General features: G+C 65.5%; 20 protein-coding genes. 11 read left to right on the top strand and 9 right to left on the bottom strand.

Going from position 1 to position 22987, the window contains the following annotated elements; translation table 11 throughout:
• Positions 1 to 53 precede the first annotated feature (53 nt).
• The 3 genes from ACSQ8Y_RS07970 to ACSQ8Y_RS07980 all read left to right on the top strand — a co-directional run bounded on the left by ACSQ8Y_RS07970 (position 54) and on the right by ACSQ8Y_RS07980 (position 2976).
• The gene (locus ACSQ8Y_RS07970; RefSeq protein WP_436265910.1) at positions 54 to 1349 is read left to right on the top strand and encodes a maltoporin; all 1296 of its coding nucleotides are present in this window, start codon (positions 54 to 56) and stop codon (positions 1347 to 1349) included.
• Between the two features lie 70 nt (positions 1350 to 1419).
• Positions 1420 to 2484, top strand: a complete 1065-nt coding sequence (locus ACSQ8Y_RS07975) for an oxidoreductase (protein WP_436265911.1) — start codon at positions 1420 to 1422, stop codon at positions 2482 to 2484.
• A gap of 9 nt (positions 2485 to 2493) precedes the next feature.
• Positions 2494 to 2976, top strand: a complete 483-nt coding sequence (locus ACSQ8Y_RS07980; protein ID WP_436265912.1) for a heme-degrading domain-containing protein — start codon at positions 2494 to 2496, stop codon at positions 2974 to 2976.
• On the opposite strand, the gene ACSQ8Y_RS07985 is transcribed toward ACSQ8Y_RS07980, so the two are convergent.
• A complete protein-coding gene (locus tag ACSQ8Y_RS07985; protein ID WP_436265913.1) occupies positions 2953 to 3528 on the bottom strand; it encodes a helix-turn-helix domain-containing protein in 576 nt (191 codons plus the stop codon). The two genes, ACSQ8Y_RS07980 and ACSQ8Y_RS07985, sit on opposite strands and share 24 nt — an antisense overlap.
• Before the next feature lie 165 nt (positions 3529 to 3693).
• Here ACSQ8Y_RS07985 and kbl point away from each other — a divergent pair, with 165 nt between their 5' ends.
• The 4 genes from kbl (at position 3694) to ACSQ8Y_RS08005 (ending at position 8199) form a co-directional block, all read left to right on the top strand.
• A complete protein-coding gene (kbl, locus tag ACSQ8Y_RS07990) occupies positions 3694 to 4899 on the top strand; it encodes a glycine C-acetyltransferase (RefSeq protein ID WP_436265914.1) in 1206 nt (401 codons plus the stop codon).
• A 19-nt stretch (positions 4900 to 4918) separates the two neighbouring features.
• Positions 4919 to 5881, top strand: coding sequence for an NAD-dependent epimerase/dehydratase family protein (locus ACSQ8Y_RS07995; RefSeq protein WP_436265915.1), 963 nt, complete (start codon positions 4919 to 4921; stop codon positions 5879 to 5881).
• Positions 5882 to 5924: 43 nt separating this feature from the next.
• Positions 5925 to 7304 carry an L-serine ammonia-lyase gene (locus ACSQ8Y_RS08000; RefSeq protein ID WP_436265916.1) on the top strand — a complete coding sequence of 460 codons (1380 nt, stop codon included), beginning with the start codon at positions 5925 to 5927 and terminating at the stop codon, positions 7302 to 7304.
• 409 nt (positions 7305 to 7713) lie between these two features.
• On the top strand, positions 7714 to 8199 hold the full coding sequence (locus ACSQ8Y_RS08005) for a hypothetical protein (RefSeq protein WP_436265917.1): 486 nt from the start codon (positions 7714 to 7716) through the stop codon (positions 8197 to 8199).
• Positions 8200 to 8224: 25 nt separating this feature from the next.
• Here the strand turns inward: ACSQ8Y_RS08005 and ACSQ8Y_RS08010 are convergent, their stop codons facing one another.
• A complete protein-coding gene (locus tag ACSQ8Y_RS08010; protein WP_436265918.1) occupies positions 8225 to 12817 on the bottom strand; it encodes a DEAD/DEAH box helicase in 4593 nt (1530 codons plus the stop codon).
• Positions 12818 to 12994: 177 nt separating this feature from the next.
• On the opposite strand from ACSQ8Y_RS08010, the gene thrC reads away from it, so the two are divergent.
• Genes thrC through moaD form a run of 3 tightly spaced genes read left to right on the top strand, consistent with a single transcriptional unit; the run spans position 12995 to position 15960 of the window.
• The gene (thrC, locus tag ACSQ8Y_RS08015) at positions 12995 to 14470 is read left to right on the top strand and encodes a threonine synthase (RefSeq protein ID WP_436265919.1); all 1476 of its coding nucleotides are present in this window, start codon (positions 12995 to 12997) and stop codon (positions 14468 to 14470) included.
• Positions 14471 to 14473: 3 nt separating this feature from the next.
• On the top strand, positions 14474 to 15706 hold the full coding sequence (locus ACSQ8Y_RS08020) for a molybdopterin molybdotransferase MoeA (RefSeq protein ID WP_436265921.1): 1233 nt from the start codon (positions 14474 to 14476) through the stop codon (positions 15704 to 15706).
• Positions 15703 to 15960 carry a molybdopterin converting factor subunit 1 gene (gene moaD / locus ACSQ8Y_RS08025; RefSeq protein ID WP_436265922.1) on the top strand — a complete coding sequence of 86 codons (258 nt, stop codon included), beginning with the start codon at positions 15703 to 15705 and terminating at the stop codon, positions 15958 to 15960. Before ACSQ8Y_RS08020 ends, moaD begins: the two co-directional genes overlap by 4 nt.
• 106 nt (positions 15961 to 16066) lie before the next feature.
• Here the strand turns inward: moaD and ACSQ8Y_RS08030 are convergent, their stop codons facing one another.
• Entirely contained in the window at positions 16067 to 16291 is a 225-nt protein-coding gene (locus ACSQ8Y_RS08030; protein ID WP_436265923.1) for a hypothetical protein, read from the bottom strand.
• An 80-nt stretch (positions 16292 to 16371) separates the two neighbouring features.
• Between ACSQ8Y_RS08030 and ACSQ8Y_RS08035 the strand changes: the two genes are divergently transcribed.
• Complete coding sequence (locus tag ACSQ8Y_RS08035) at positions 16372 to 17625, top strand: TIGR03862 family flavoprotein (protein ID WP_436265924.1); 1254 nt, start codon at positions 16372 to 16374, stop codon at positions 17623 to 17625.
• Between the two features lie 29 nt (positions 17626 to 17654).
• Here the strand turns inward: ACSQ8Y_RS08035 and ACSQ8Y_RS08040 are convergent, their stop codons facing one another.
• The 6 genes from ACSQ8Y_RS08040 to hpnC form a co-directional block, all read right to left on the bottom strand.
• The gene (locus ACSQ8Y_RS08040; protein ID WP_436265925.1) at positions 17655 to 18464 is read right to left on the bottom strand and encodes a head GIN domain-containing protein; all 810 of its coding nucleotides are present in this window, start codon (positions 18462 to 18464) and stop codon (positions 17655 to 17657) included.
• Positions 18465 to 18481: 17 nt separating this feature from the next.
• On the bottom strand, positions 18482 to 19285 hold the full coding sequence (locus ACSQ8Y_RS08045) for a DUF1700 domain-containing protein (protein WP_436265926.1): 804 nt from the start codon (positions 19283 to 19285) through the stop codon (positions 18482 to 18484).
• A 16-nt stretch (positions 19286 to 19301) separates the two neighbouring features.
• On the bottom strand, positions 19302 to 19427 hold the full coding sequence (locus ACSQ8Y_RS08050) for a hypothetical protein (protein WP_436265927.1): 126 nt from the start codon (positions 19425 to 19427) through the stop codon (positions 19302 to 19304).
• Positions 19428 to 19573: 146 nt separating this feature from the next.
• Complete coding sequence (locus ACSQ8Y_RS08055) at positions 19574 to 21169, bottom strand: hydroxysqualene dehydroxylase (protein WP_436265928.1); 1596 nt, start codon at positions 21167 to 21169, stop codon at positions 19574 to 19576.
• Positions 21170 to 21250: 81 nt separating this feature from the next.
• Positions 21251 to 22084, bottom strand: a complete 834-nt coding sequence (hpnD, locus tag ACSQ8Y_RS08060) for a presqualene diphosphate synthase HpnD (protein WP_436265929.1) — start codon at positions 22082 to 22084, stop codon at positions 21251 to 21253.
• A 34-nt stretch (positions 22085 to 22118) separates the two neighbouring features.
• Positions 22119 to 22985, bottom strand: coding sequence for a squalene synthase HpnC (gene hpnC, locus ACSQ8Y_RS08065; RefSeq protein ID WP_436265930.1), 867 nt, complete (start codon positions 22983 to 22985; stop codon positions 22119 to 22121).
• Positions 22986 to 22987: the final 2 nt, after the last annotated feature.

Raw genomic sequence — 22987 nt, forward strand, 5'->3', positions numbered from 1 at the left:
GCCCGGCTCAGGGAGTGGTGCCCTACACCACATATAAAAAACGGAGAAGAAGAATGAACAGCAACGCACGTAACTTGAATACCCGGTCCGCCGCCAAGGCAACCCTGGCCACCATGGTCGCGCTGGCTGCCGCAATGATGGGCAGCGCCGGCATGGCGAGCGCCAGCGAAGCCGAAGGCGAATTCCACGGCTACTTCCGTGCCGGCGCCGGCGTCAGCTCCACGCACGGGGCGCAGACCTGCTACGGTTTGGGCGGCAACTCGATGAAGTACCGGTTCGGCAACGAGTGCGACTCATTCTTCGAAGGCGGCTACACCAAGGAACTGGCCAAGTCCGCCAACGGCGTAAGCTTCGTCGGCACCATCTGGGGCGTGGCCTATACCCCGAACTCGGACTTCGGGGGCGGCAAAGTCGAACTGGCCAAAGCCTACGTCGAAGCCAAGGGCCTGGACTTCCTGAACGGCGGCGTCGCGTGGATCGGCAAGCGCTACTACTTCCGTCCCGACATCCACATGCTGGACCTGCAATATATCAACCTGAACGGCACCGGTGGCGGCCTCGATCGCATCAAGGCAGGCCCGGGAAAATTCAGCTACGCCGTCTTCAAGGACAACGACTTCAATTCGATCGATCCCAAGACCGGTCTGCGCACGGACGCCGCCTCCGCGCTGCGCCAGAACTTCGCCTACGAAGACCTGCCGGTCAACGCCAACGGGACGGTGGACGCGGTGCTGTCGCTGATCAGCGCGGACGCCCAAGGCAAGCATGGCGGCTGGCAGCTGTCGATGTTCCATAGGCAGGGCGATTTCTTTGGCGGTTTCAATAAGGTGGGCGTGCAATACGGCGTCGGCCCCGGAACCGGCATCGGCGGCCCGTGCTGCGACCGCATGGGCGCGGCCGGCAGCACGGACCTCGGCTCGGACGTCAAGCGCTTGCGGATTTTCGACAACATTGTTATCCAGCCCACCGGGAAGTTCAGCATGGAGTTCGTCGCGCTGCTGCAAAAGGATAAGTCCGCCGCAGCTCGCACGCAGACCTGGACCACGCTCGGCGCGCGCCCCGTGTACGCGTTAACGCAGAACTTCAAGCTGCAGGCGGAAGTGGCCACCAGCCGCGTGACGTCGCTCACCGGCGGTGACGCCATGCGCCTGACCAAGGTGACGTTCGCGCCGACGATCGCGGTCGGCCCTGCTTACTGGGACCGCCCGGAGCTGCGCGCCTTCGTCACCTACGCCAAGTGGAACGATGCGGCCACGGCGGCGGTCAACGCCGCCAACAACAGCGGCCCGGTGTTCGGCAGCAAGACCAGCGGTGCGTCCGCGGGCGTCCAGGTGGAAGCATGGTTCTGATCGCGATTTGCGCAGATCGTCTATAGTTGCGGGGTATGTCTCATTCAACACGAACAGTAAAGGCAAGCCCATGCAACCATGTTCCGTAGGCCTTATCGGATACGGCCTCGCCGGCAAAGTATTCCACGCACCCTTGATCGCAGCGGCTGGCGCCGCGGGCCTGAAGCTGGCCCGCATCTCCAGCGGCAGCGCCGACGCGGACGAAATCCAGCGCGACTATCCGGGCGTGATACTGGACCCGAACCCGAAGGCCATGCTGGCGGATCCCGGCATCGGCCTGATCGTTGTCGCGACCCCCAACGCGAGCCACTACGAGCTGGCCCGCGCCGCGCTGGAGGCGGGCAAGCACGTTGTCGTCGACAAGCCTTTCGTGCTGTCGTCGGCGGAAGGCGAGGAGTTGATCGCGCTGGCTAACGCCAAGGGACTGCTGGTCAGCGTGTTCCAGAACCGCCGCTGGGATAATGATTTCCTCACGCTGCGCAGCTGGGTCGAGTCGGGGCGCCTCGGGCCCGTGCATTCCTACTACGCCCATTTCGACCGCTACTCGCCGGAAGTGAAGGTGCGCTGGAAGGAGCAGGAGCAGCCCGGCGCAGGCATCTTGTGGGACCTGGGCTCGCACCTGATCGACCAGGCGCTGCAACTGTTCGGCCTCCCGCTGGCCGTGACTGCGGACTTGTCGGTGCAGCGCGCCGGTGCGCAAGTCGAGGATCTGTTCCACCTGACGATGGACTATGGCCACTGCAAGGCTGTGCTGCGCGCCGGCATGCAGGTGTGCGCGCCAGGGCCTCGCTACGAAGTGCACGGCACGCGGGGGAGTTTCACGAAATACGGCATCGACGGCCAGGAAACGGCGCTGAAAGCGGGCGCGCGGCCGGGCGATGCGGGCTGGGGCGAGGACGACGCCGCCAACTATGCGACCGTGACCTTGGCCTCGGATGGCGCTGCCGCCAGCCAGCGCGTGCGCACGGCTGCCGGCAGTTACGAAAGCTACTACGCCGGCATGGCGCGGGCAATCGCCGGCGGCCAGCCGGTCCCGGTCGCCGCGGCCGACGCGCTCGATGTCGTGCGCGTGATCGAAGCCGCGCGGCAAAGCCACCGCGAGCGCCGCACCGTCGATTTGTCAATATACCTGTAAAGGACCGGCATGCAAGAACAACTCATCCTGCTTGAGGAGCTCGGCCGGCAGGAGGAAGCGCTGCAGTTCGAGCGCTTCTCGAACGAGGACGCCCTGGCGCTGGGCCTGCGGCTGGTGGAGTACGCCCGCCGGAACGGCAAGGCAGTCACGGTCGACATCGCGCGCAACGGCCATCAGCTGTTCCATCACGCGATGGCCGGTACCACGCCGGATAACGCGGGCTGGGTGCGGCGCAAGAACAATGTCGTCCAGCGCTTCGGCCACAGTTCGTACTATATGGGCACGCAGTACCGCAGCAAGGGAAAGACGTTCGAAGAACACAGCGGCCTGGACTTCTCGGAATACGCGGCGCACGGCGGCGCCTTTCCTCTCCTGATCAAGGGCACCGGCCCGGTCGGCACCATCACCGTTTCGGGCTTGCCGCAGCGGGAAGACCACGAACTGCTGGTCACCGTGCTGCGCGAATTTCTAGCGGTGGATCACCACCAGTAATGCTTTGGCCTCGGTCTTGCCCGCGTTGCGGATGGCATGATCGAGGTCGCCCGGGTAGCGGGCAGTGCCGCCCATCTTGATTTTCTTCTTGCTGCCGCCCACTTCCAGTTCCATCGCGCCGTGCAGCACCGTCAGGTGCTCGGTGGTGCCGGGGTCGTGCGCCTGGGACACCAGTTCGCCGCCGGCCGCCAGCGTCAGTTCGTACCACTCATATTTTCCTGCAAGTTCCATCGGCCCCAGGATGCGCATCGTGTAGCCCGCGTGCGCGCCCGGCAGGGTGGGCGTTTCGTGCGCGTCCAGCACCCTGATCGTTTCGACACTCTTCCCGGACTCCGACAGCAATTCGCCGATGGCCACGCCCAGCGCGTTCGCCAGGCGCCAAGTGATGGCGATGGTTGGGTTTGCCTTCTCGCGCTCGATCTGCGACAGCATCGATTTCGATACCCCGGCAATGCGCGACAGGTCTTCCAGCGTCAGCCCGCGGGCCAGGCGCAGGCGTTGCAGGGCGGCGCCGACTTCCGGCGGGGCGTTGCTTGTGGCGGGTGCTTTCATGCGGATTTCAATTTTCTATATATTGCAAAGTTCAATAGAGTTCGGTAATATCCATTATATTGAACTTGAGTTCGAAATAACGGATTTCAAGGGTGTGGTGAAAAAACTGGAGTAAACTCCAAGGATCACGACAGCATAACCCAACCACCATATAAGAGGAAGATCATGAGCGAACAAGCGAAAAACGCCTTCTACACCGGCCTGAAGCAGAACCTGGACACCCTGCGCGAGCAGGGTCTGTACAAGCCGGAACGCGTGATCGCTTCCCGCCAGGGCTCCGAAGTGGTGGCCGACGACGGCCGCACCCTGATCAATATGTGCGCCAACAACTACCTCGGCCTGTCGGGCGAGGAGTGGGTGGCCCAGGCCTCCATCGATGCGACCGAGAAATACGGCTACGGCCTGTCGTCGGTGCGCTTCATCTGCGGCACCCAGACCGTGCACAAGGAACTGGAGCAAGCGATCTCCACCTTCCTCGGCACCGAAGACACCATCCTCTACGCGGCCGCCTTCGACGCCAACGGCGGTGTATTCGAACCGCTGTTCGACGAAAGCGACGCCATCATTTCCGACGCGCTGAACCACGCCTCCATCATCGACGGCATCCGCCTGTGCAAGGCCGCGCGCTTCCGCTACGCGCACAACGACATGGCGGACCTGGAAAAGCAGCTGCAGGACGCGGCCGGCAAGCGCAACAAGATCGTCGTCACCGATGGCGTGTTCTCCATGGACGGCACCATCGCCCAGCTGGACAAGATCGTCGAGCTGGCCGGGAAATACGGCGCGCTGGTGATGATAGACGAATGCCATGCATCCGGCTTCATGGGCAAGACCGGCCGTGGCACGCACGAGCACCACAACGTGGTCGGCAAGATCGACATCATCACCGGCACCCTGGGCAAAGCCCTGGGCGGCGCGATGGGCGGCTTCACCTCCGGCCGCAAGGAAGTGATCGACACGCTGCGCCAGAAATCGCGTCCCTATCTGTTCTCCAACACGCTCGCGCCGTCCATCGCCGGCGCCTCGCTGGCAGTGCTGAAGCGTCTGTCCGCCTCGACCGAGCTGCGCGACCGCCTGCACGAAAACACCGCGCATTTCCGCAAGGAGATCGAGCGCATCGGCTTCACCATCAAGCCGGGCACGCACCCGGTGGTGCCGGTGATGCTGTTCGACGCACCGGTGGCGCAAAAGTTCGCTGCACGAATGTATGAGCTGGGCGTTTTGCTCAGCGGCTTCTTCTACCCGGTAGTACCGATGGGCCAGGCCCGCGTCCGTGTGCAGCTCTCCGCCGCCCACACCCGCGAACAGCTGGACACCGTACTCGCAGCATTCGAGCAGGCGGGCCGGGAACTCGGCCTGCTGAAGAACTAAAAATCAGAGAAAGAACAGCATGGAACGAATCTTAGTCATCGGCGCCAACGGCCAGATCGGCAGCGAACTGGTGGATGCGCTGGCGCAGAAGCACGGCGCACAGAACGTCATCGCCACCGATATCGGCACCCGCAACGTCTACAATGCGGCGCGCTACCAGGTGCTGAACGTGTTGGACAAGGATGCACTCGCCAGCCTGGTGGCCGAAGAGGGCATCACCCAGGTCTACCAGCTCGCCGCCATGCTGTCCGCCACCGGTGAAGCGGCGCCGCTGAAAGCCTGGACCCTGAACATGGACGGCCTGCTGAACATCCTCGAAGTGGCGCGCGTGCGCGGCGAAGAGGGCAAGCCGCTGCGCGTGTTCTGGCCATCGTCGATTGCCGCCTTCGGCCCGAACACGCCGTCGCACGACACGCCGCAGCTGACCGTCATGGATCCGACCACGATCTACGGCATCAGCAAGCTGGCCGGCGAGCGCCTGTGCGAGTATTACTTCCTCAAATACGGCGTGGACGTGCGCAGCATCCGCTACCCCGGCATCATCAGCTATAAGTCGCCACCGGGCGGCGGCACCACCGACTACGCCATCGCGATTTTCCATGCGGCGCTGCGCGGCGAAACCTACGAATGCTTCCTCGGCCCGCAAAGCACGCTGCCGATGATCTACATGCCCGATGCCATCCGTGCCACCGTGGAGTTGATGGAAGCGCCAGCCTCGCAAATTAAAGTACGTTCCTCCTACAATGTGGCCGGCGTGTCGTTCAGTCCCGCGCAATTGGCCGAGGCGATCGCGCGGTCCGTGCCGGGCTTCAAGATCGAATACAAGCCGGACGGCCGGCAGGCCATCGCGGCAACCTGGCCGCACAGCCTGGACGACAGCCACGCCACCGCCGATTGGGGCTGGAGGGCCCGCGTCGGCACCGAAGAGATGGTCAAGGACATGCTGGCGCACATCGACGTCAGCCTGGGCCAGGCCGCCTGAGCGCCACGGTAGACTACCCACAACTACTATAAAGAGACATCCTATGGACATGAGCGTTTTCGACCTGTTTAAAATCGGCATCGGGCCATCCAGTTCCCACACCGTGGGACCGATGGTGGCGGCGCGCCGTTTCCTGGTCGACGCCGGTCCCCTGGATGATGTGATTGAGGTGGAAGCCGCGCTGTATGGCTCGCTGGCGCTGACCGGCGTCGGCCACGCCACCGACAAGGCCGTGATACTCGGCCTGATGGGTGAAACGCCGCAGCATGTCGATCCGGCGCAAGTCGACGCCATGCTGGCGGCCGCCGAAGACAAGAAGGAGCTGCGCCTGCTCGGCACCCACGCGGTGCCGTTTACGCGCGCGGCGAATTTGCTGTTCCACAAAAGCGAAACCCTGCCCGAGCACCCGAACGGCATGCGCTTTACCCTCAAACGGGCCGGCGGCAGCGTCAGCAGCAAGGTCTACTACTCGGTGGGCGGCGGCTTTATCCGCGAAGAGGGCGAGACCGGCGGCATCGACGGCCGTCCCGCAGCGGTACTGCCGTACCCATTCGACACCATGGCGCAGTTGCTGGAACACGGCAAGCGCACCGGCCTGACCATCCCTCAAATGCTGCGTGCGAACGAGCTGACACGGGTCGGCGAAGAAGAGCTGAACGCAGGCATAGACCGCATCTGGCACGTCATGCACGACTGCATCGCCCACGGCCTGGTGACGGCCGGCCAGCTTCCGGGCGGCCTGAAAGTGAAGCGCCGCGCCGCCGACCTGTGGCGTCAAGCCAATGGCGGCGACCGCGCCAACGCGCTGCCGCACGACGCGCTGCACCAGGTCAGCCTGTACGCGATGGCGGTGAACGAGGAGAATGCCGCCGGCGGCCGCGTTGTCACGGCGCCGACCAACGGCGCGGCCGGCATCATTCCGGCGGTGCTGCGCTACTATGCGGAAGACTGCCATCCGAGCGACCCGGTGCAAGGCGTGCGCGTATTCATGCTGACGGCAGCGGCCATCGGCATGCTGTGCAAGCGCAACGCGTCGATTTCCGGCGCCGAAATCGGCTGCCAGGGCGAAGTCGGCGTGGCCTGTGCGATGGCGGCTGCGGGCCTGGTGGCGGCGCTGGGCGGCAGCAATCTGCAGATCGAAAACGCGGCCGAAATCGGCATCGAACACCACCTCGGCATGACCTGCGACCCGATCGGCGGACTGGTGCAGATTCCATGCATCGAGCGCAACGGCATGGGTGCGGTGAAAGCCATCACGGCCGCATCGCTGGCGTTGAAAGGGGACGGCACGCACTTCGTCAGCCTGGATGAAGTGATCGAGACCATGCGCCAGACCGGCGCGGACATGCAGGTCAAATACAAAGAGACCTCGCTGGGCGGCCTCGCCATCCACGTCGTTACTGTCAACCACGCCGCCTGCTAAAGGATAGGAATGGCTACTTGGCAACTGCCTGAGGGGTACCTCGAATGACCGCCCAACTGTCATTCCCGCGCAGGGCTCGGCGCCCCCGCGGGAGTCCATGCAACGCCTCTGCGCATGCGACGTATGGGTTCCCGCCTGCGCGGGAACGACGGGTATTTCGAGGCGCCCTAAGGTTTCCTGAACGGCGATATTGGTAATCGGCCTGGGTGCAGTTATGATTCTGCATACATGGACAATGCAAGTTGTCGTCGATTAAACCGATTGGGCCCACATGAAACATCTCCGTCCGGCAGTTTTTCTGCCCTTGGTCTTGGCACTCGGCGCTTGCGCCGCTCCGCCGGTTGTGCAGCAGTTCACGGAATCGCCAGACCAAAGAGTGCCTGCGCCGCCAAAGAAGAAGGCGCAAATCGTGTTTCTCGAGCCGATCAACCCGGTCCAGGGCGTGCATCCGGTCGGCCTGTTCGAGGTGAACGGCGACACCAGGACCCACCTGGCCACGACGGGATCGCACACCAAGGCCGCGCTCAACTTCACGCCCGGACGCCATCTGCTGATGGCACTGCAAGTTGGCGGACGTGCGCATTTCCTGGAGGTCAATGTCGAAGCCGGGAAGCGCTACTATGTGCTCGAGCGCTTCGTGCACGGCGATGGATTCCAGTTGCTGCCTTTGCGCACCGATGGCTTGTCCGACTACAGTACGATGCACAGGGATTTCCCGGCCTGGATTTCCGAATCGCGCTTTGTCAACATGACGTCCGAGAGCGTTGAGATTTTCGAGAGGAACAAGGACAGCGTGAACAAGCTCCAGGCGGAAGGCTGGAAAACCTGGAATGAAAAGACCCCTCAGCAGCGTGCCGACCTGACCTTGAATCCGGCGGACGCCTTTTTCGATTGACCCGGTGTAGCGCTCATGCCTGGTGCTAATGCCTGCCCACCAAGTGGGCGTGCAGCAGTTCGCGTTCCGCGCCGGGCGGCGAGAGGTAGGCTATCTTTCCGGCGACGATGGTCGCCACCGGTACGCCATCGCGTAAAAGGATGCGGTTGCCGGCCAGTGCGGGCACCTTGTCGCCCGGCAGCAGGGTGCCGCACAGATTGAGCGGATCGACGCCGGAAATGCATACCAGGCTGCCGTCCGGCGCGCGCCGCCGCACTTCGCGCAGCAGCGGAATGGCTTCGGGCAGCGCGAACTGTTCGCCTGAGAAGCCGGCCACGAAACGTCCGCCCCGGATGTCGCCGCGCGCTTCGAGGCGGTGGTACACCGGCAGCAGTTCGCGCCATGACGGCAGCCAGGCTGCTTCCCGTTCCAGCAGCCGCCAGAACATCACACCGTATCGCCTCAGCAAAGTCATTGCGACATGTTCGAGGACGGCTGGATCGGTGCGCGGTTTGCGGGCCGGCTTTGCGGCCAGCTTCCCGGCCGGCGCCGCGGGAGCTGCGGCGGCAGGCGTTTCGGCGCCGGCGCGCCGCACCAGCGCCCAGCGGCCGGCTTCCTCCATGGTCGGTCCGGCGCCGCGCCGCCGCTTCTTGTCGTTGCTGGCGCGCTTGTTCGCGGGGAGCAGCATGGCGCGCATGCCGGCGAAGCTGTCGGCATTGACCAGCCCTGTAGAAACCAGTTCGCCCAGCGCGTTTTCCAGTTCCACGGGCAGCATGCGCACATCGTGCTGCAGGTCGTCGAAGAACATGGCGCCGTCGCGCCGCAAGGCTTCTAGCACGTCGGCTGCGCGCGGCGATATCTCCGGCGCGCCGGCAATGGCGGGCAGGGCTTGCCATTGCGCGGTCTGTCGGCGCGGCAGCAGCACGATGGGCGTGCTGCGTACCGGCCCGCCGGCCGCCGAGCGGGGCGCGCCGACGCGGGTCCAAACTACCTTGCCGGAGCGGCACAAGTCATCCAGCCATAAAGTGGAGTAGTCGCGCAGCCGCAGCGCGAACAGGTCGCTTTCCCAGGCGCCGGCGGCGGCCTCGTAGCCTTCCAGTTGGGCGAGCACGCCCGGCAGCGATTCCTGGCCCTGCAGTTGGGTCTCTGGCGACAGGTGCTGCCAGTCGAACAGGAAGCGCATGAAGTCTTGCCGCTCGACCGGCTCGATTTCGCGCCGCAGCCGCTTGATGGTGTAGCGGTGGATGCGCGCCAGCAGGTGGCGCTCGCACCATTCCTCGTCGCTTGCGCCTGGCGTGAACCGGCCGCGCATGACGTAGCCTTCGCTTTCGAGCTGCGCCAGCGCGATGGCTGCGCTGGTTTCGGGGAGCGCCAGCGCGGAGGCGATGGCCGCCAGCGGCTGCGGGCCGAAACCGCTCAGGCGGGCGCGCAGGATCTCGACCAGCGCCGAGTCGCGTGTCCAGTCCTCGCTGCCGTTGCCGCGGTGGCTGTCGGGGATGGCGAGGAAGGGCGACGCCAGTGCCTGGGGATAGGCGGCTTGCAGGCAGTCCAGCCGTTCCAGCGGCACCCAGAAGTCGGCGCCTCGGCTGTCGCGCAGGCGCGTGGCGCGACCTTGGGCGGCCAGTTCCTCAAGCCAGGCCGGCCAGCCGTCCTGCCCAAGCACTTCCGCCGGCGTGATGCAGGCCAGCGCCACCAGCGCCTCCTGTACTTCGTCGCGGTTGCGGGCATTCGGCCAGGCTTCCTCTGCGACGCTGGCGATGGCGCCGATGTCCAGCGCGCCCAGGTCGTCGGTGGAGGCGGGGTCGGTCCAGCGCCGGCTCATGACGGCTTGGGTCCGGCGTTCTTCGAGCGGCGCGTCGTCCAGGAAGGCGTAGGGGCGGGCGTTGAGGATTTCCATCGCCAGGGGCGAGGGCGCGGGCAGGTCGCGCGACAGCAGCTGGACTTCGCCCGCTTCCATGCGGCGCAGCAGGGCGAGCCAGCCTTCGCTGTCCATGGCGTCGTGCAGGCAATCGTCCAGCGTCTGGTCGACCAGCGGGTGGCTGGGCAATTCGCGTTCCCCCACCACGTTTTCCAGGCATGCCGCCTGGTCGGGGAAGACCGAGGCCAGGAGGTCGTCGCTTTTCATGCGCTGCAGCTGGGGCGCGACTTTGCGGCCACCGGTGTAGCGCGGCAGGGCGAGCGCGGTGGTGGCGTTCCAGCGCCAGCGCACGTTGAACAAGGGGGCGTCGAGCAGTGCCTGGACCAGGATGGGTTCGGCCGTGGCCGCGCGCAGGTAGCGCCATACCTCGTCCAGCGGGAAGCTGTGGCTGGTGGAAAGTGAGAGGATGATGGCGTCTTCGGTGGCGGCAGCCTGCAGTTCGAAGTTGAAGGTACGGCAGAAGCGCTTGCGCAGCGCCAGTCCCCAGGCGCGGTTGATCCGGCTGCCGCAGGGCGCGTGCAATACCAGCTGCATGCCGCCGGATTCGTCGAAGAAGCGCTCCATGATGAGCGTGTCTTGTGTAGGCAGGGCGCCCAGTGCCGAGCGCGCCCGGGCCAGATAGTCGACGATCTGGCGCGCCGCGTCCTCGTTCAGGCCTAGGTGCTCGGTCAACCAGTCCACGGCACGGTCCAGCGCGGCCAGCCCATCGCCGGCGCCCGCGTTGCCGCTTCCACCGCTGCTTTTGCTACCGTCCGTGCCGCCGCGTTTGGCCGCCGGCGCTTGCCTGCGGGTGGCGGGGGCACTGAAGGCACTGGGGGCGCCGGGAACGCCTGACGGCGCCGGATCAGCCAACTGCCGGTCGATCTCCGCGCGCAGCCGGGCCACGCCGGCCGACAGTTCGTCGCTGCGGCCGGGCGCCTCGCCCAGCCAGAACGGGATGTTGGGCGCGGCGCCGTGCGCGTCCTCCACGCGCACCTTGCCGGCATCGACCTTCATGATGCGGTATGAGGTGTTGCCCAGCTGGAATACGTCGCCCGCCATGCTTTCGATCGCGAAGTCTTCGTTGACGGTGCCGACCGACTGGCCTTGCGGTTCCAGCAGCACCGTGTAGTCGGCGTTGTCCGGGATGGTGCCGCCGGACGTGACGGCGGTCAGCTTGCCGCCGCGCCGGCCGCGCAGCGAGCCGGCCGCGGCGTCGCGGTGCAGGTAGGAGCCGCGCACGCCGTTGCGGGTCGTGTAGCCGTCGGCCAGCATGCGCAGCACGGCGTCGTAGCGCGTCCGCTCCAGTTGCGCATAGGGCTGGGCGCGGCGAACCAGTTGAAACAGTTCATCCTCGCCCCACTCGCGGCATGCCACTTCGGCCACGATCTGCTGCGCCAGCACGTCCAGCGGCGCAGATGGAATGCGCAACGCATCCAGTTCCCCGCGCCGGACGCAGTCCAGCAGCGCGGCGCATTCGATCAGATCGTCGCGCGAGGTCGGGAACAAACGGCCCTTGGGCATGCCGCCCACGTGGTGGCCGGAGCGGCCTACGCGCTGCAGCAGCGCGGCGATGTTGCGCGGCGAGCCGACCTGGCAGACCAGGTCGACGTCGCCGATATCGATGCCCAGCTCGAGCGAGGCGGTGGCGATCAGGACCTGCAGTTGGCCACCCTTCAGGCGCTGTTCGGCTGCCAGGCGGTATTCCTTGGCAAGGCTGCCGTGGTGCGCGGCAACGTGCTCCGGACCGAGGCGCTCGCCCAGATGGCGCGCGACGCGTTCTGCCATGCGCCGCGTGTTGACAAAAATGAGCGTGGTACGGTGTAGTACCACCAGTTCCGCCATGCGGTCGTAGACGCGTTCCCATACCTCGTTCGGCATCACCGCTTCCAGCGGCACCGGCGGCAATTCCAGCGCCAGGTCGCGCGCGCGTACGTGGCCGACGTCGACGACGGCACAAGTGGGGGGATGCGTACCGGCGCTGCCGTCAGGGCCGTCGCCCTTTGCTGCGCCGCCACCGCCAACGGCGCGGCCATCGCTATGATCGCCGCCCGGGGCTGCGCCGCCGCCGACAAGAAACGCCGCAACAAGCGACAACGGTTTTTGCGTCGCCGACAGGCCCACCCGCACCGGGCGGCGGGCGCACAGCGCGTCCAGACGCTCCAGGCTGAGCGCCAGGTGGCTGCCTCGTTTGCTGCCGGCCACGGCGTGGATTTCGTCCACGATCACGGTGCGCACCGTGGCCAGCATCGCGCGGCCGCTGTCGGAGCCCAGCAGCACATACAGCGATTCGGGCGTCGTGACCAGGATGTGCGGCGGGCGCTTGCGCATCGCCATGCGTTCGGCCGTCGTGGTGTCGCCCGTGCGCACCGCCGTGCGGATGCCGTGCGGGGGCAGCTTCATGGCGGCCAGTTGGGCGGCGATCCCCTCCAGCGGCGCCTGGAGATTGAGGCGGATATCGTTGGACAGCGCCTTCAGCGGCGACACATACAGTACCTGCGTCTCATCGGGCAGCGGCGCCGCGCTGCTTTCCCGCACCAGCGCGTCGATGGCGGCCAGGAAGGCGGTCAGCGTCTTGCCTGAGCCGGTCGGCGCGGCGACCAAGGTGGGCTTGCCGCCCTGGATCAGCGGCCAGGCGCGCAGTTGCGCCTCGGTCGCGGCAGGGAAGGCCGCACCGAACCACGCCGCGACGGCGGGATGGAAGTCCGCGAGGATGCTGGATAAGGGCGCACGCTTGTTCATGGTCGGTCAGATGTGGGCGGCACGGTTGATGACAAGGCCGGCCGCGTTGTTTTTGGTTATTTTAACAACTCGGCCCCGGGCTAATAATAAACATAAAACTATGCGATCTAACAGTCGGGCGCGAGCCGCACTATAATAGATGCTCGATTTCGCACGCCCAACCGGACTTTCTCATCTATGCAATATGTGTCTACCCGCGCCGCAGCGTCGGCCGCATCGCAATCTCCGCAGCAGTTCTCCGATATTCTACTGGGCGGCCTGGCCCCCGACGGTGGGCTTTATCTGCCGTCCGAATACCCGCAAGTGACCGGCGCCGAGCTCGATGCCTGGCGCAAGCTGTCCTATGCGGACCTGGCCTTCGAGATTCTGAAGAAGTTCGCCACCGACATCCCTGAAGCCGACCTGAAGGCGCTGACCGCGAAGACCTACACGGCCGACGTGTACCGCAACGCGCGCGAGGGCGAAGCCGCCGCCGAGATCACGCCGCTGCGCGTGCTGGAAGAATCCAAGGGCAAGAAACTGGTGCTGCAAGCGCTGTCGAACGGCCCGACCCTGGCTTTCAAGGACATGGCGATGCAGTTGCTGGGCAATCTGTTCGAATACACGCTGGCCAAGAATAGCGCTGAACTGAACATCTTCGGCGCCACCTCGGGCGACACCGGCAGCGCCGCCGAATACGCAATGCGCGGCAAAAAAGGCATCCGTGTCTTCATGTTGTCGCCGCACAAGAAGATGAGCGCCTTCCAGACCGCGCAGATGTTCAGCCTGCAGGATCCGAACATCTTCAACATCGCCGTCGAAGGCGTGTTCGACGACTGCCAGGACATGGTCAAGGCGGTCTCGAATGACCTGCCCTTCAAGGCAAAGCAGAAGATCGGCACCGTCAACTCGATCAACTGGGCGCGCGTCGTGGCGCAGGTGGTGTACTACTTCCGCGGCTACCTGTCGGCCACCGCCAGCAACGACGAGAAGGTGTCGTTCACCGTCCCGTCCGGCAACTTCGGCAACATCTGCGCCGGCCATATCGCCCGCATGATGGGCCTGCCGATCTCCAAGCTGGTGGCCGCCACGAACGAAAATGACGTGCTGGACGAGTTCTTCCGCACCGGCGTGTACCGCGTGCGCAAGTCCGCCGAGACCTATCACACCAGCAGCCCGTCGATGGACATTTCGAAGGCTTCGAACTTCGAACGCTTCATCTACGACCTGGTGGGCCGCGACGCGGAGCGCACCCGCGCGCTGTTCGAGAAAGTGGAGACGCACGGCGGCTTCGACCTGTCCGGCTATCCGGGCAGCGACGGCGACGAGTTCACCAATGTGGCGCAGTACGGCTTCAAGTCCGGCAAGTCCACCCACCAGGACCGCCTGGACACCATCCGCGACGTGGCGGACGACTACGGCATCATCATCGACACGCACACCGCCGACGGCATCAAGGTCGCGCGCGAGAACCTGGAAAACGGCGTGACGATGATCGTGCTGGAAACGGCGCTGGCCGCCAAGTTCAACGAGACCATCCTCGACGCACTGGGCGAGGACGCGGAACGTCCCGCCGGCTTTGAGAACATCGAAGCGCTGCCGCAGCGTTTCGTCGTGATGCCGGCCGACGTGGCGAAGATGAAAGACTACATCGCCACCAACACGGGACTGTAAGCGATGAGCGACGCGGCGAAAACCCAGCCGAAACCCCTGCTGCCGGTGCGCGAGGCGCTGGACTTCATGCTGGCCGCCGCGCGTCCGGTGGCGGACATTGAGTTGCTGTCCACGCTGGAGGCAAACGGCCGCGTGCTGGCGCAGGCGCAGGTGTCAAGCATGCACGTGCCGGCGCAGGACAACACGCAGATGGACGGCTACGCGGTGCGCGCGGCTGACTGCGCGAGCGGCGCCGCCACGCTGACGGTGTCGCAGCGCATTCCGGCCGGCCATGTCGGCCAGCCGCTGCTGCCCGGCACCGCCGCGCGCATTTTCACCGGCGCGCTGATACCTGAGGGCGCCGACGCTGTGGTGATGCAGGAACAGTGCGAACTGGCCGGCAGTGTGGTCACCATCAAGCACGCGCCGGTGCCCGGAGAGTGGATACGCCGTGCGGGAGAGGACATCACCAACGGCAGCATCATCCTGCCTGCGGGCACGCGTTTGCGCAGCCAGGAGCTGGGGCTGGCCGCGTCGGTCGGGCTGGCTGAACTGCCGGTGCGGCGCAAGCTGCGCGTGGCGGTGTTCTTCACCGGTGACGAGTTGGCGATGCCGGGCGAGCCCTTGGCGCCGGGTGCCATCTACAATTCCAACCGCTTTACCTTGCGCGCGCTGCTGGAAAACCTGGGCTGCGTGATCACCGACTTCGGCATCGTGCCGGACTCGCTGGAGGCGACGCGCTCGGTGTTGCGCCAGGCTGCCGAAGGCAATGATTTGATCATCACCTCCGGCGGCGTGTCCGTTGGCGAGGAAGACCACGTGAAGCCGGCGGTGGAAGCCGAGGGCAAGCTGAATATGTGGCAGATCGCACTCAAGCCGGGCAAGCCGTTGGCGTTCGGTGAAGTGAAGGATGCGTTCTTCGTCGGACTGCCGGGTAATCCGGTGTCCAGTTTTGTGACCTTCCTGCTGTTCGTGCGGCCTTTTATCCTGCGTCTGCAAGGGGTAGGCGATCCGAAGGCGCTTGCGCCCAGGACTTACCAGCTGCGCGCGGATTTCAGCTGGCCGAAAGCCGACCGCCGCAACGAGTTCCTGCGGGCGCGGCTGAACGACCATGGCGGTCTGGATCTGTTCGCGAACCAGAGTTCGGGCGTGCTCACTTCCACCGTGTGGGGCGACGGCTTGATAGACAATCCGCCGGGCCGGGTGATACACCCGGGCGATACCGTGCGCTTTATTCCTTTCAGCGAGTTGATATGAACGTGACGCTGAAATTTTTCGCCAGTGTGCGCGAGGCGGTTGGTACGTCGACCGAGGTGCTGGAGTTGCCCGAAGGCGTGGCGACGGTGGGCGGCATTCGCGCCTTGCTGATTTCGCGTGGCGGCGCCTGGGCGCAAGCCCTGGGCGAAGGCCGCGCGCTGCGCATGGCCTGCAACCAGGTGATGTGCCAGCCAGGGACGCTGATTAATGAGGGCGCCGAAGTGGCGTTCTTCCCGCCAGTGACTGGCGGCTAATGCGTATGGATCGCATCGGCGGACCGCCCCGCATTCGCGGGGATGACAAGGGGCCGCTGGCGTTGTCATTCCCGCGAACGCGGGAATCCATGCTGAGCGCCCGAAGTCATGGCCGCTTATTCAGCATATCGCAGGCCGAGCATGCCAGGTTCTTGCGGTAGCGCCGGTACTGCGAACCGATAAATACCCCCGCGGCCACCACGGCCCACGCTGCGGCGCTCAGTATGTCGGCCTGCGTCGGCGTTCCCTTGGCGTATTCCACACCCGCCAGGATGGCGAACAGCGGCACCGCCGCCAGCAAATATCGCTTGATCCAGTACGCTGCGCCCATGACTGCCTCCCAAATTGGTAGATGCATGCCAGTATGCCCTAGAATGCCGGATTGCCTCAATATTTCACCCGGATTCCCCCATGCAGTCAGAGTATAAGAATACCTTCCGCGTCGCCGTGATCGGCGGCGGGCCGGCCGGTTTGATGGCGGCGCAAACGCTGGCCATGTCTGCCGATGCGGCCGCACTGCAGGTCGACGTCTACGACGCCATGCCATCGGTCGGCCGCAAGTTCCTGCTGGCCGGGCGCGGCGGCATGAACATCACCCACGCCGAGCCGTATGAAACCTTCGTCACGCGCTACGGCAAGCGCGCCGCCACGCTGCAACCCATGCTGGACGCCTTCGGTCCGCAGCATGTGCGCGACTGGGTCCATGGCCTGGGCATAGCCACCTTCGTCGGCACATCCGGCCGCGTGTTTCCGACCGAGATGAAGGCCGCGCCGCTGCTGCGCGCATGGCTGCACCGTCTGCGCGAGCACGGCGTTCATTTTCATCAACGCCATCGCTGGACCGGCTGGCGCGAGGACGGCGCGCTCTTGCTCGACACACCGGACGGCGAACTCGCCGTGCAGGCAGATGCCACCATCCTGGCGCTGGGCGGCGCCAGCTGGGCGCGGCTCGGGTCCGACGGCGCCTGGGTGCCGCTGCTGGGGCGGCAAGGCGTCGAGGTGGCGCCGCTGGTGCCGGCCAACTGCGGCTTCGACGTGCAATGGAGCGAGCATTTCAGCGGCAAGTACGCGGGCGACCCGCTGACCACCGTTGCCATCATTTCGACCGACGCCTCCGGGCAGCTTTTGCACAAGCAGGGCCAGTTCGTGGTGACGGCTAGCGGCGTCGAGGGCAGCCTGATCTATGCGCTGTCGGCCGCGCTGCGCGATCAGATCGCGGCCGACGACAGCGCCTTGATTTACCTGGATCTGCTGCCGGACCTGGGCGAGGAACGCGTGCTGGACGAGGTAAGCCACCCGCGCGGCTCGCGTTCGATGGCGAGCCATCTGCAAAGCCGGCTGGGGATCAAGGGAGTGAAGGCGGGACTGCTGCGCGAATGCGCCACGGCGGAAGAATATGCGGATCCGGCCAAGCTGGCGAGGGTGCTGAAAATGCTGCCGCTGCGCCTGCGCGCGCCGCGCCCCATCGATGAAGCGATCAGCACTGCCGGCGGCGTGCGTTTCGAGGCGCTGGAGGGAAGCATGCTGAAGGCGAAGCCGGGCGTGTTCGTGGCCGGCGAGATGGTGGACTGGGAGGCGCCCACCGGTGGCTATTTGCTGACCGCCTGCCTGGCGAGCGGCCAGGCAACGGCTAATGACGTGCTGCGCTGGCGTAACTCGGCGTAACTCGCGGCGCAGCCTGGCCCGCCAGACGCTCAATGGTCCCAGCTGACCTCGCCCGACCCGGTGCGGTTCACGTTGCGGTTATCCGGATTGCCGAACACGCGGATATCGCCGCTGCCGTTCAGGGTCAGCTCGGCTGATTTACGGGCAAACACATTCGTCGTGCCCGATCCCTTCAAATTCACGGTCACCTTGTCGGATGCCAGGTGCTGCGCGTCCAGGTCGCCGGAGCCGGTCAGTTCGGCGTTCAGGGTCTTGCAACTGCCGCTGCTCTTGATCTGGCCCGAGCCCACCATTTCCAGCGTCACCATTTCGCTGGCGCCGGTGTTCAATACCAGGTCGCCGCTGCCGTGCACGCCGGCGTCGACCTTCTTGAAGCGGCCGTTGAAGTTCACATTGCCGGGCCCGTGCAGCTGCACCGACAGCTTTTCGCCGCTGAAGCCATTGATCGTGCTGTCGCCGCTGCCGTGGACTTCCAGTTCGGCCAGCGAGGGCAGCACCAGTTCCACCTGCAGCGGACGGCGGTGATGCAGCAGCATGCCCTTGGTGCCGATGTGCAGCGTTGTGCCTTCCTGCTCGGTTTCCACGTTGCCCAGCAAGCGCTGTTCGCCGCGCACCTTGAGGGAGGGTTTGTCGCCCTGGCGCAAGGTCAGGTCGATCGGGCCGCTCAGCACGACTGACGTGATGCCGCTGCCGATCTCCCGCACTTCACTGGCCGGCGCGCGGCCCTGGGCGCTGGACGGGTTGGTGGCGCCGTGCGCCCGCAGCATGTTGTAGGAGATCGCAATCAGCACGAAGGCCAGCAGCAGCATGCTGATTCCGACTTTGATCAATGAACGCATAATTGCTCCTGTCCGCCTCAGCGGCCCTTTAGCAGGGAAAAATTCATCTGGATGTAGCGCTTGATGCCCATGACGGTGTATTTGGTCACCACCAGGCTAAGCAGGCTGAGCAGGATGCCGAGGATCACCAGGGTCATGCCGAGCACGGACTGGGTCGTGCGCGATTCGCTGTCCAGGTCGGTCGAAATGTGTACCGCGCTGCTGGCCATGCGTTCGGCCTTTTCGATGATCTGGCCCGATTTGCTGTCGCCCTCGCTCTCACTGTCGTTGTCTTCGTTCGGTTTCTGGCTGTAGCCGTCCATCGGCTCCTGGAACACCTGGATGCCGTCGTGGCCGATGGAGACCTTGGTTTGCATGCGGTGGCCATCGTCGCCGTCGTCCGTAAAACGGATCATTTCGCGCAGCGGGCCGTCGAGCACCAGTTCGTTGGTGCCGGACAAACCGCTGGCCGTCACCACGATGCCGCTCAGGTAAAAGCTGAAGGCGCAGACGTAAATCGTGGCCAGCAGCGCGCCGTACACCATGGCGGGCACCACCATGAACAGGTTGAAGATGGCCAGGCCGATCAGCGACACCGCCATGCGGCCGGCGTTGACCGGGGTTTTCTTCTGTTCGAAGTTGGCCATGTGGACATTGGCGCGCAGCGTCATGGCGATCTTGCGCGGATCGCCCAGTTCGGCGGCGATGTCCGCTTCGCTGCGGCCGCTCATGACGCCGTCGACGAAACGCTGCTCGTAGTAGGCCAGGGTCTTGGCGACCGTTTCCGGCGGGAGTCCCGCCAGGGCCTTTTGCAGCGCGTCCAGGTAAGCCTGCTTATCCATCAAAAAACTCCTGCGCTTAAAACGCTGCGTGTTGCGAAATTGGAACTGCCATGACCATCTGTTCGCTCAGCACGATGGCAACCGTGCTGGCTGCCACGAAGGCGACGATAGCCAGGGTCTTCAAAGTCAGTGCCAGTGTCATTTGCTGCTCCATGTATAACCGTTTGTCGATGATGCGACTGTACGCAAACCCACTTGTACAGACCACCGGTGTGCGACAGGATGCGTAAATGGCGGAGCAGACTACGTATTAAGGGGATAGCCGGGGTGTGCCGTGTGCCACCCATGTTATTTTGAAAGCAACTTTTTGGCGGCGGCGACGCCGCTGCGCACGGCGCCTTCCAGCGTGGCCGGGTAGTCGCCCGCCGTGTAGTCGCCCGCCAGCAGCAGGCCGGGCAGGGCGGTGGCGTTGTCCGGACGGGCCAGGCCGGGGCTGCAGGCGTAGGTGGCGCGTTTCTCGGTGATGACCCGGGACCAGGAGGGCTCGGCCAACTCGGGACGGCGCAATACTGCAGCCAGCTGGGCCGCGATGGCGCTGGCCAGGGCCGCCTGGCCGAATTGCGCAGCGCTTGCCGAGGCGCTGATGACAACGGCCAGCATGCCCTGCTGATTGTTGTCGAGTTGGCCACGGTCGAAGACGAACTGGCCCCAGTGCTGAACGAGCGGATCGTCGAGCAAGGCGTAGAAGGGCAAGTCGAGGCGCACGCCGGGTGCGTATTGCAGGTAGCAGGTGGTGATTGCCTCGTGCTCGAAGGCCTCCAGCTGGCCCGTTTGGACAAGGAGGGCTTCGCGCTGCGCGGCGCCGATGGGCGAGCCTGCCGCGGGCTGCCCGGGCGCCGATGCTAGAGCGCCAGCCAAGGCCGGGACCGGCGTCGCAGCGCCGCTTGCAGCGGCCGGCACGGCTGTGAGGTAAGCCGTGAGTGCTGCTGCGCCGCTTGCAGCGGCCGGCACGGCTGTGAGGTAAGCCGTGAGTGCTGCTGCGCCGCTAGTTGCCGCCGCCCGGGTGTCTGCGACCGTACCGGGAGCTGAGCGCGCGAGCAGGTCGCGCAGCAGCGCGGCGCTGCCGGGGGCGCCGGTAGCGAGGACGACGGCGTCGTAGTCTTCGCCCCACGCGCCGCCGAGGGCGCTGCCGGTGGCTGCGACGTGCCAGCGGCCGCCGGGCAGCGGCGTCAGCGCGGCCACTTTGGCGCCCAGTTGGACGCTGCCGCCACGCTGCGTGACGCAGGCCGCAGCGGCCTCGGGGAACAGTGCGCTCAGGTCGGCGCGCGGGATCAGCATGTCGGACGCTTGGCGGCGCGCGCCGAGGCTGTCGCGCAGCACGTTCAGGAAGACCTGGGCCGACGCGCGCTCGGGCGGCGTGTTCAGCGCGGCGAGGCACAGCGGACGCCACATCAGCTGGATCAGGCGCGGGGTCTGGTCGAAGCGCAGCAGCAGTTCATTGACGCTGCAATCGGCGTTGAGTTGCCAGTCCATCCAGCGCGCGGTGGTGGAAAAGCGCGCCAGCGACAGCTTGTCTTCGCGCGCCAGGCCGGTGGCGCGCAGCAGGGCGCCGAGCAGATGCAGCGGCGCGGGCAGGCGCGGCGCCAGGAAATCCATGCCGCCGGAGCCGGGCGGGTAGCGCATTTGCAGCGGCAGCGTCAGCACGGCCTGCTTCATGTCGATGCCGGCCAGTTTCATCACGCGCAGGGATGCGGCGTAGGCGCCGAGCATGATGTGCTGGCCGTTGTCCAGCTGGTGTCCGTCCACCTCCACGCGCCGCGCGCGGCCGCCCAGGGTGCGGGCCGATTCGAGCAGCGTCACCGCGCAGCCGGCGTGCGCCAGTTCCAGCGCCGCCGCGCATCCTGCCCAGCCGGCGCCGGCCACGGCGATTTTGCGTCGCGTCATTTCTCGGGGGCCGGTATGGGTCCCCGCTTGCGCGAGGACGACAGCTTGGCCGTCGTCGCAGCCTGAGGGGCCGCCATGAACTTAGCCACGAATATAGGTCTTCCACGCCAGCCACAGCTTGCGGATCGGCGTCAGCGAGATGCGCTGGGTGAGCACGTGGTAGCCGTCGTTTTCGATTTCGGTGAGCAGGGTGCGGTAGATGGCGGCCATCATCAGGCCGGGGCGCTGGGCGCGGCGGTCTTCTTTCGGCAGCAGCGCGAACGCTTCGTCGTAGGCCTTTTGCGCGCGCGCGATCTGGAACTTCATTAGGTTCTCGAAGTTCTCGGTGTGGCGCGCGTTCAGCAGGTCGGCGGCGGTCACGTTGAATTGCTGCAGTTCGTTGACCGGCAGGTAGATGCGGCCTTTGCGCGCGTCTTCGCCGACGTCGCGGATGATGTTGGTCAGCTGGAAGGCATGGCCCAGCTTCTCGGCGAACTGCAAAGTCTGCGGATTCGTTACGCCGAAGATGCTGGCGGACAGGATGCCGACCACGCTGGCCACGTGCCAGCAGTACTTCGACATGCCGGCGTAATCGAGGTAGCGCGTCTGGTTCAGGTCCATCTCCATGCCGTCGATGATGGCCTGCATGTGCTCCTGCTTCAGATTGAAGGTCGCCAGGTGCGGCTGCAGCGCCTGCGTCACCGGGTGGGCCTGCTTGCCGTCGTACATGCCGGCGATCTCATTGCGCCACCATGCCAGCTTGATACGCGCCACCGATTCGTCGGTGCATTCGTCCACGGTGTCGTCCACTTCGCGGCAGAACGCGTACAGCGCCATGATGGCGCGGCGCCGCTCCTGCGGCAGGAACAGGAAGCTGTAGTAGAAACTGGACCCGCTGGCGGCGGCTTTTTGCTGGCAGTATTCGTCTGGTGACATGGTCAAAAAAGCAAGGGCGAGGCTATCGAAGCCGCTATTCTAAGGGAAGCGCCGCGGCGGAGGGGCTTTTCATGGCGCGTTTCATCCGCGCTTTCATGCGCAAACCGCGCCAGGCGACCTTGATCCAGTCGCGCTTGGTCAGCTTGGGGCGGCGCCGGAACACGTCGTAGTCCACTTCCTCGATCGCTTCCAGGATGCGCAGGCCGCCTTGCACAACCATGCGCAGCTCCAGGCCGATGCGCCCGCGCAGGCGCACGGCCAGCGGCGCGCCGCTCAACATCAGGGCGCGCGCGCGTTCGACTTCGAAGCGCATCAGGCTGCGCCACTTGGCGCTGCCGCCCGGGTGGTCCAGCGACGCCGGCGAGACGGCGTAGCGGGCCAGGTCTTCCAGCGGCAGGTAGATGCGCTCCTTGTGCAGATCGATCGCCACATCTTGCAGGAAATTAATAATTTGCAAAGCTGAGCAAATGGCATCGGAGTCGCGTACATTCTCAGCATCGGCCTTGCCGTACAGCGACAGCATCAGCAGTCCGACCGGGTTGGCCGAACGCGCGCAGTAGTCCAGCAGCAGCTCGTAGCTCGGGTAGCGCGTCACGCTGACGTCCTGCTTGAAGGCGGACAGCAGGTCGCGGAAGGGCTGCAGCGGCAAATCGTATTGCTGTACGACCTCGGCCAGGCGGGCAAACATCGGCTCCAGTCCGGCCTGGCCCTGGGCGATGGCATCAAGCGCCTGCTCATAGGCGGCGAGGGCGGCCAGGCGCTGCTCCGGCGTGGCGTCGCCTTCGTCGGCGAGGTCGTCGGCGCTGCGGGCGAAGGCGTAAATGGCTTCGACGGCGGGCACCAGCCGGCGCGGCAGCAACACCGAGGCGACAGGGAAATTCTCGTAATGGTCTACAGGCATAG

The sequence above is a fragment of the Pseudoduganella sp. LjRoot289 genome, assembly GCF_964252925.1.
GTDB lineage: Bacteria > Pseudomonadota > Gammaproteobacteria > Burkholderiales > Burkholderiaceae_D > Rugamonas.

Bases quoted from the DNA above. Each gene is read 5' to 3' on its own strand.
- hpnD (WP_436265929.1), bottom strand. From the start codon at position 22,084: ATGTCACCAGACGAATACTGCCAGCAAAAAGCCGCCGCCAGCGGGTCC.
- moaD (WP_436265922.1), top strand. From the start codon at position 15,703: ATGAACGTGACGCTGAAATTTTTCGCCAGTGTGCGCGAGGCGGTTGGT.
- ACSQ8Y_RS07985 (WP_436265913.1), bottom strand. From the start codon at position 3,528: ATGAAAGCACCCGCCACAAGCAACGCCCCGCCGGAAGTCGGCGCCGCC.
- ACSQ8Y_RS08050 (WP_436265927.1), bottom strand. From the start codon at position 19,427: ATGACACTGGCACTGACTTTGAAGACCCTGGCTATCGTCGCCTTCGTG.
- ACSQ8Y_RS07970 (WP_436265910.1), top strand. From the start codon at position 54: ATGAACAGCAACGCACGTAACTTGAATACCCGGTCCGCCGCCAAGGCA.
- ACSQ8Y_RS08035 (WP_436265924.1), top strand. From the start codon at position 16,372: ATGCAGTCAGAGTATAAGAATACCTTCCGCGTCGCCGTGATCGGCGGC.
- ACSQ8Y_RS08000 (WP_436265916.1), top strand. From the start codon at position 5,925: ATGGACATGAGCGTTTTCGACCTGTTTAAAATCGGCATCGGGCCATCC.
- hpnC (WP_436265930.1), bottom strand. From the start codon at position 22,985: ATGCCTGTAGACCATTACGAGAATTTCCCTGTCGCCTCGGTGTTGCTG.
- kbl (WP_436265914.1), top strand. From the start codon at position 3,694: ATGAGCGAACAAGCGAAAAACGCCTTCTACACCGGCCTGAAGCAGAAC.
- thrC (WP_436265919.1), top strand. From the start codon at position 12,995: ATGCAATATGTGTCTACCCGCGCCGCAGCGTCGGCCGCATCGCAATCT.
- ACSQ8Y_RS08055 (WP_436265928.1), bottom strand. From the start codon at position 21,169: ATGACGCGACGCAAAATCGCCGTGGCCGGCGCCGGCTGGGCAGGATGC.
- ACSQ8Y_RS07975 (WP_436265911.1), top strand. From the start codon at position 1,420: ATGCAACCATGTTCCGTAGGCCTTATCGGATACGGCCTCGCCGGCAAA.
- ACSQ8Y_RS08030 (WP_436265923.1), bottom strand. From the start codon at position 16,291: ATGGGCGCAGCGTACTGGATCAAGCGATATTTGCTGGCGGCGGTGCCG.
- ACSQ8Y_RS08040 (WP_436265925.1), bottom strand. From the start codon at position 18,464: ATGCGTTCATTGATCAAAGTCGGAATCAGCATGCTGCTGCTGGCCTTC.
- ACSQ8Y_RS08020 (WP_436265921.1), top strand. From the start codon at position 14,474: ATGAGCGACGCGGCGAAAACCCAGCCGAAACCCCTGCTGCCGGTGCGC.
- ACSQ8Y_RS07980 (WP_436265912.1), top strand. From the start codon at position 2,494: ATGCAAGAACAACTCATCCTGCTTGAGGAGCTCGGCCGGCAGGAGGAA.
- ACSQ8Y_RS07995 (WP_436265915.1), top strand. From the start codon at position 4,919: ATGGAACGAATCTTAGTCATCGGCGCCAACGGCCAGATCGGCAGCGAA.
- ACSQ8Y_RS08045 (WP_436265926.1), bottom strand. From the start codon at position 19,285: ATGGATAAGCAGGCTTACCTGGACGCGCTGCAAAAGGCCCTGGCGGGA.
- ACSQ8Y_RS08010 (WP_436265918.1), bottom strand. From the start codon at position 12,817: ATGAACAAGCGTGCGCCCTTATCCAGCATCCTCGCGGACTTCCATCCC.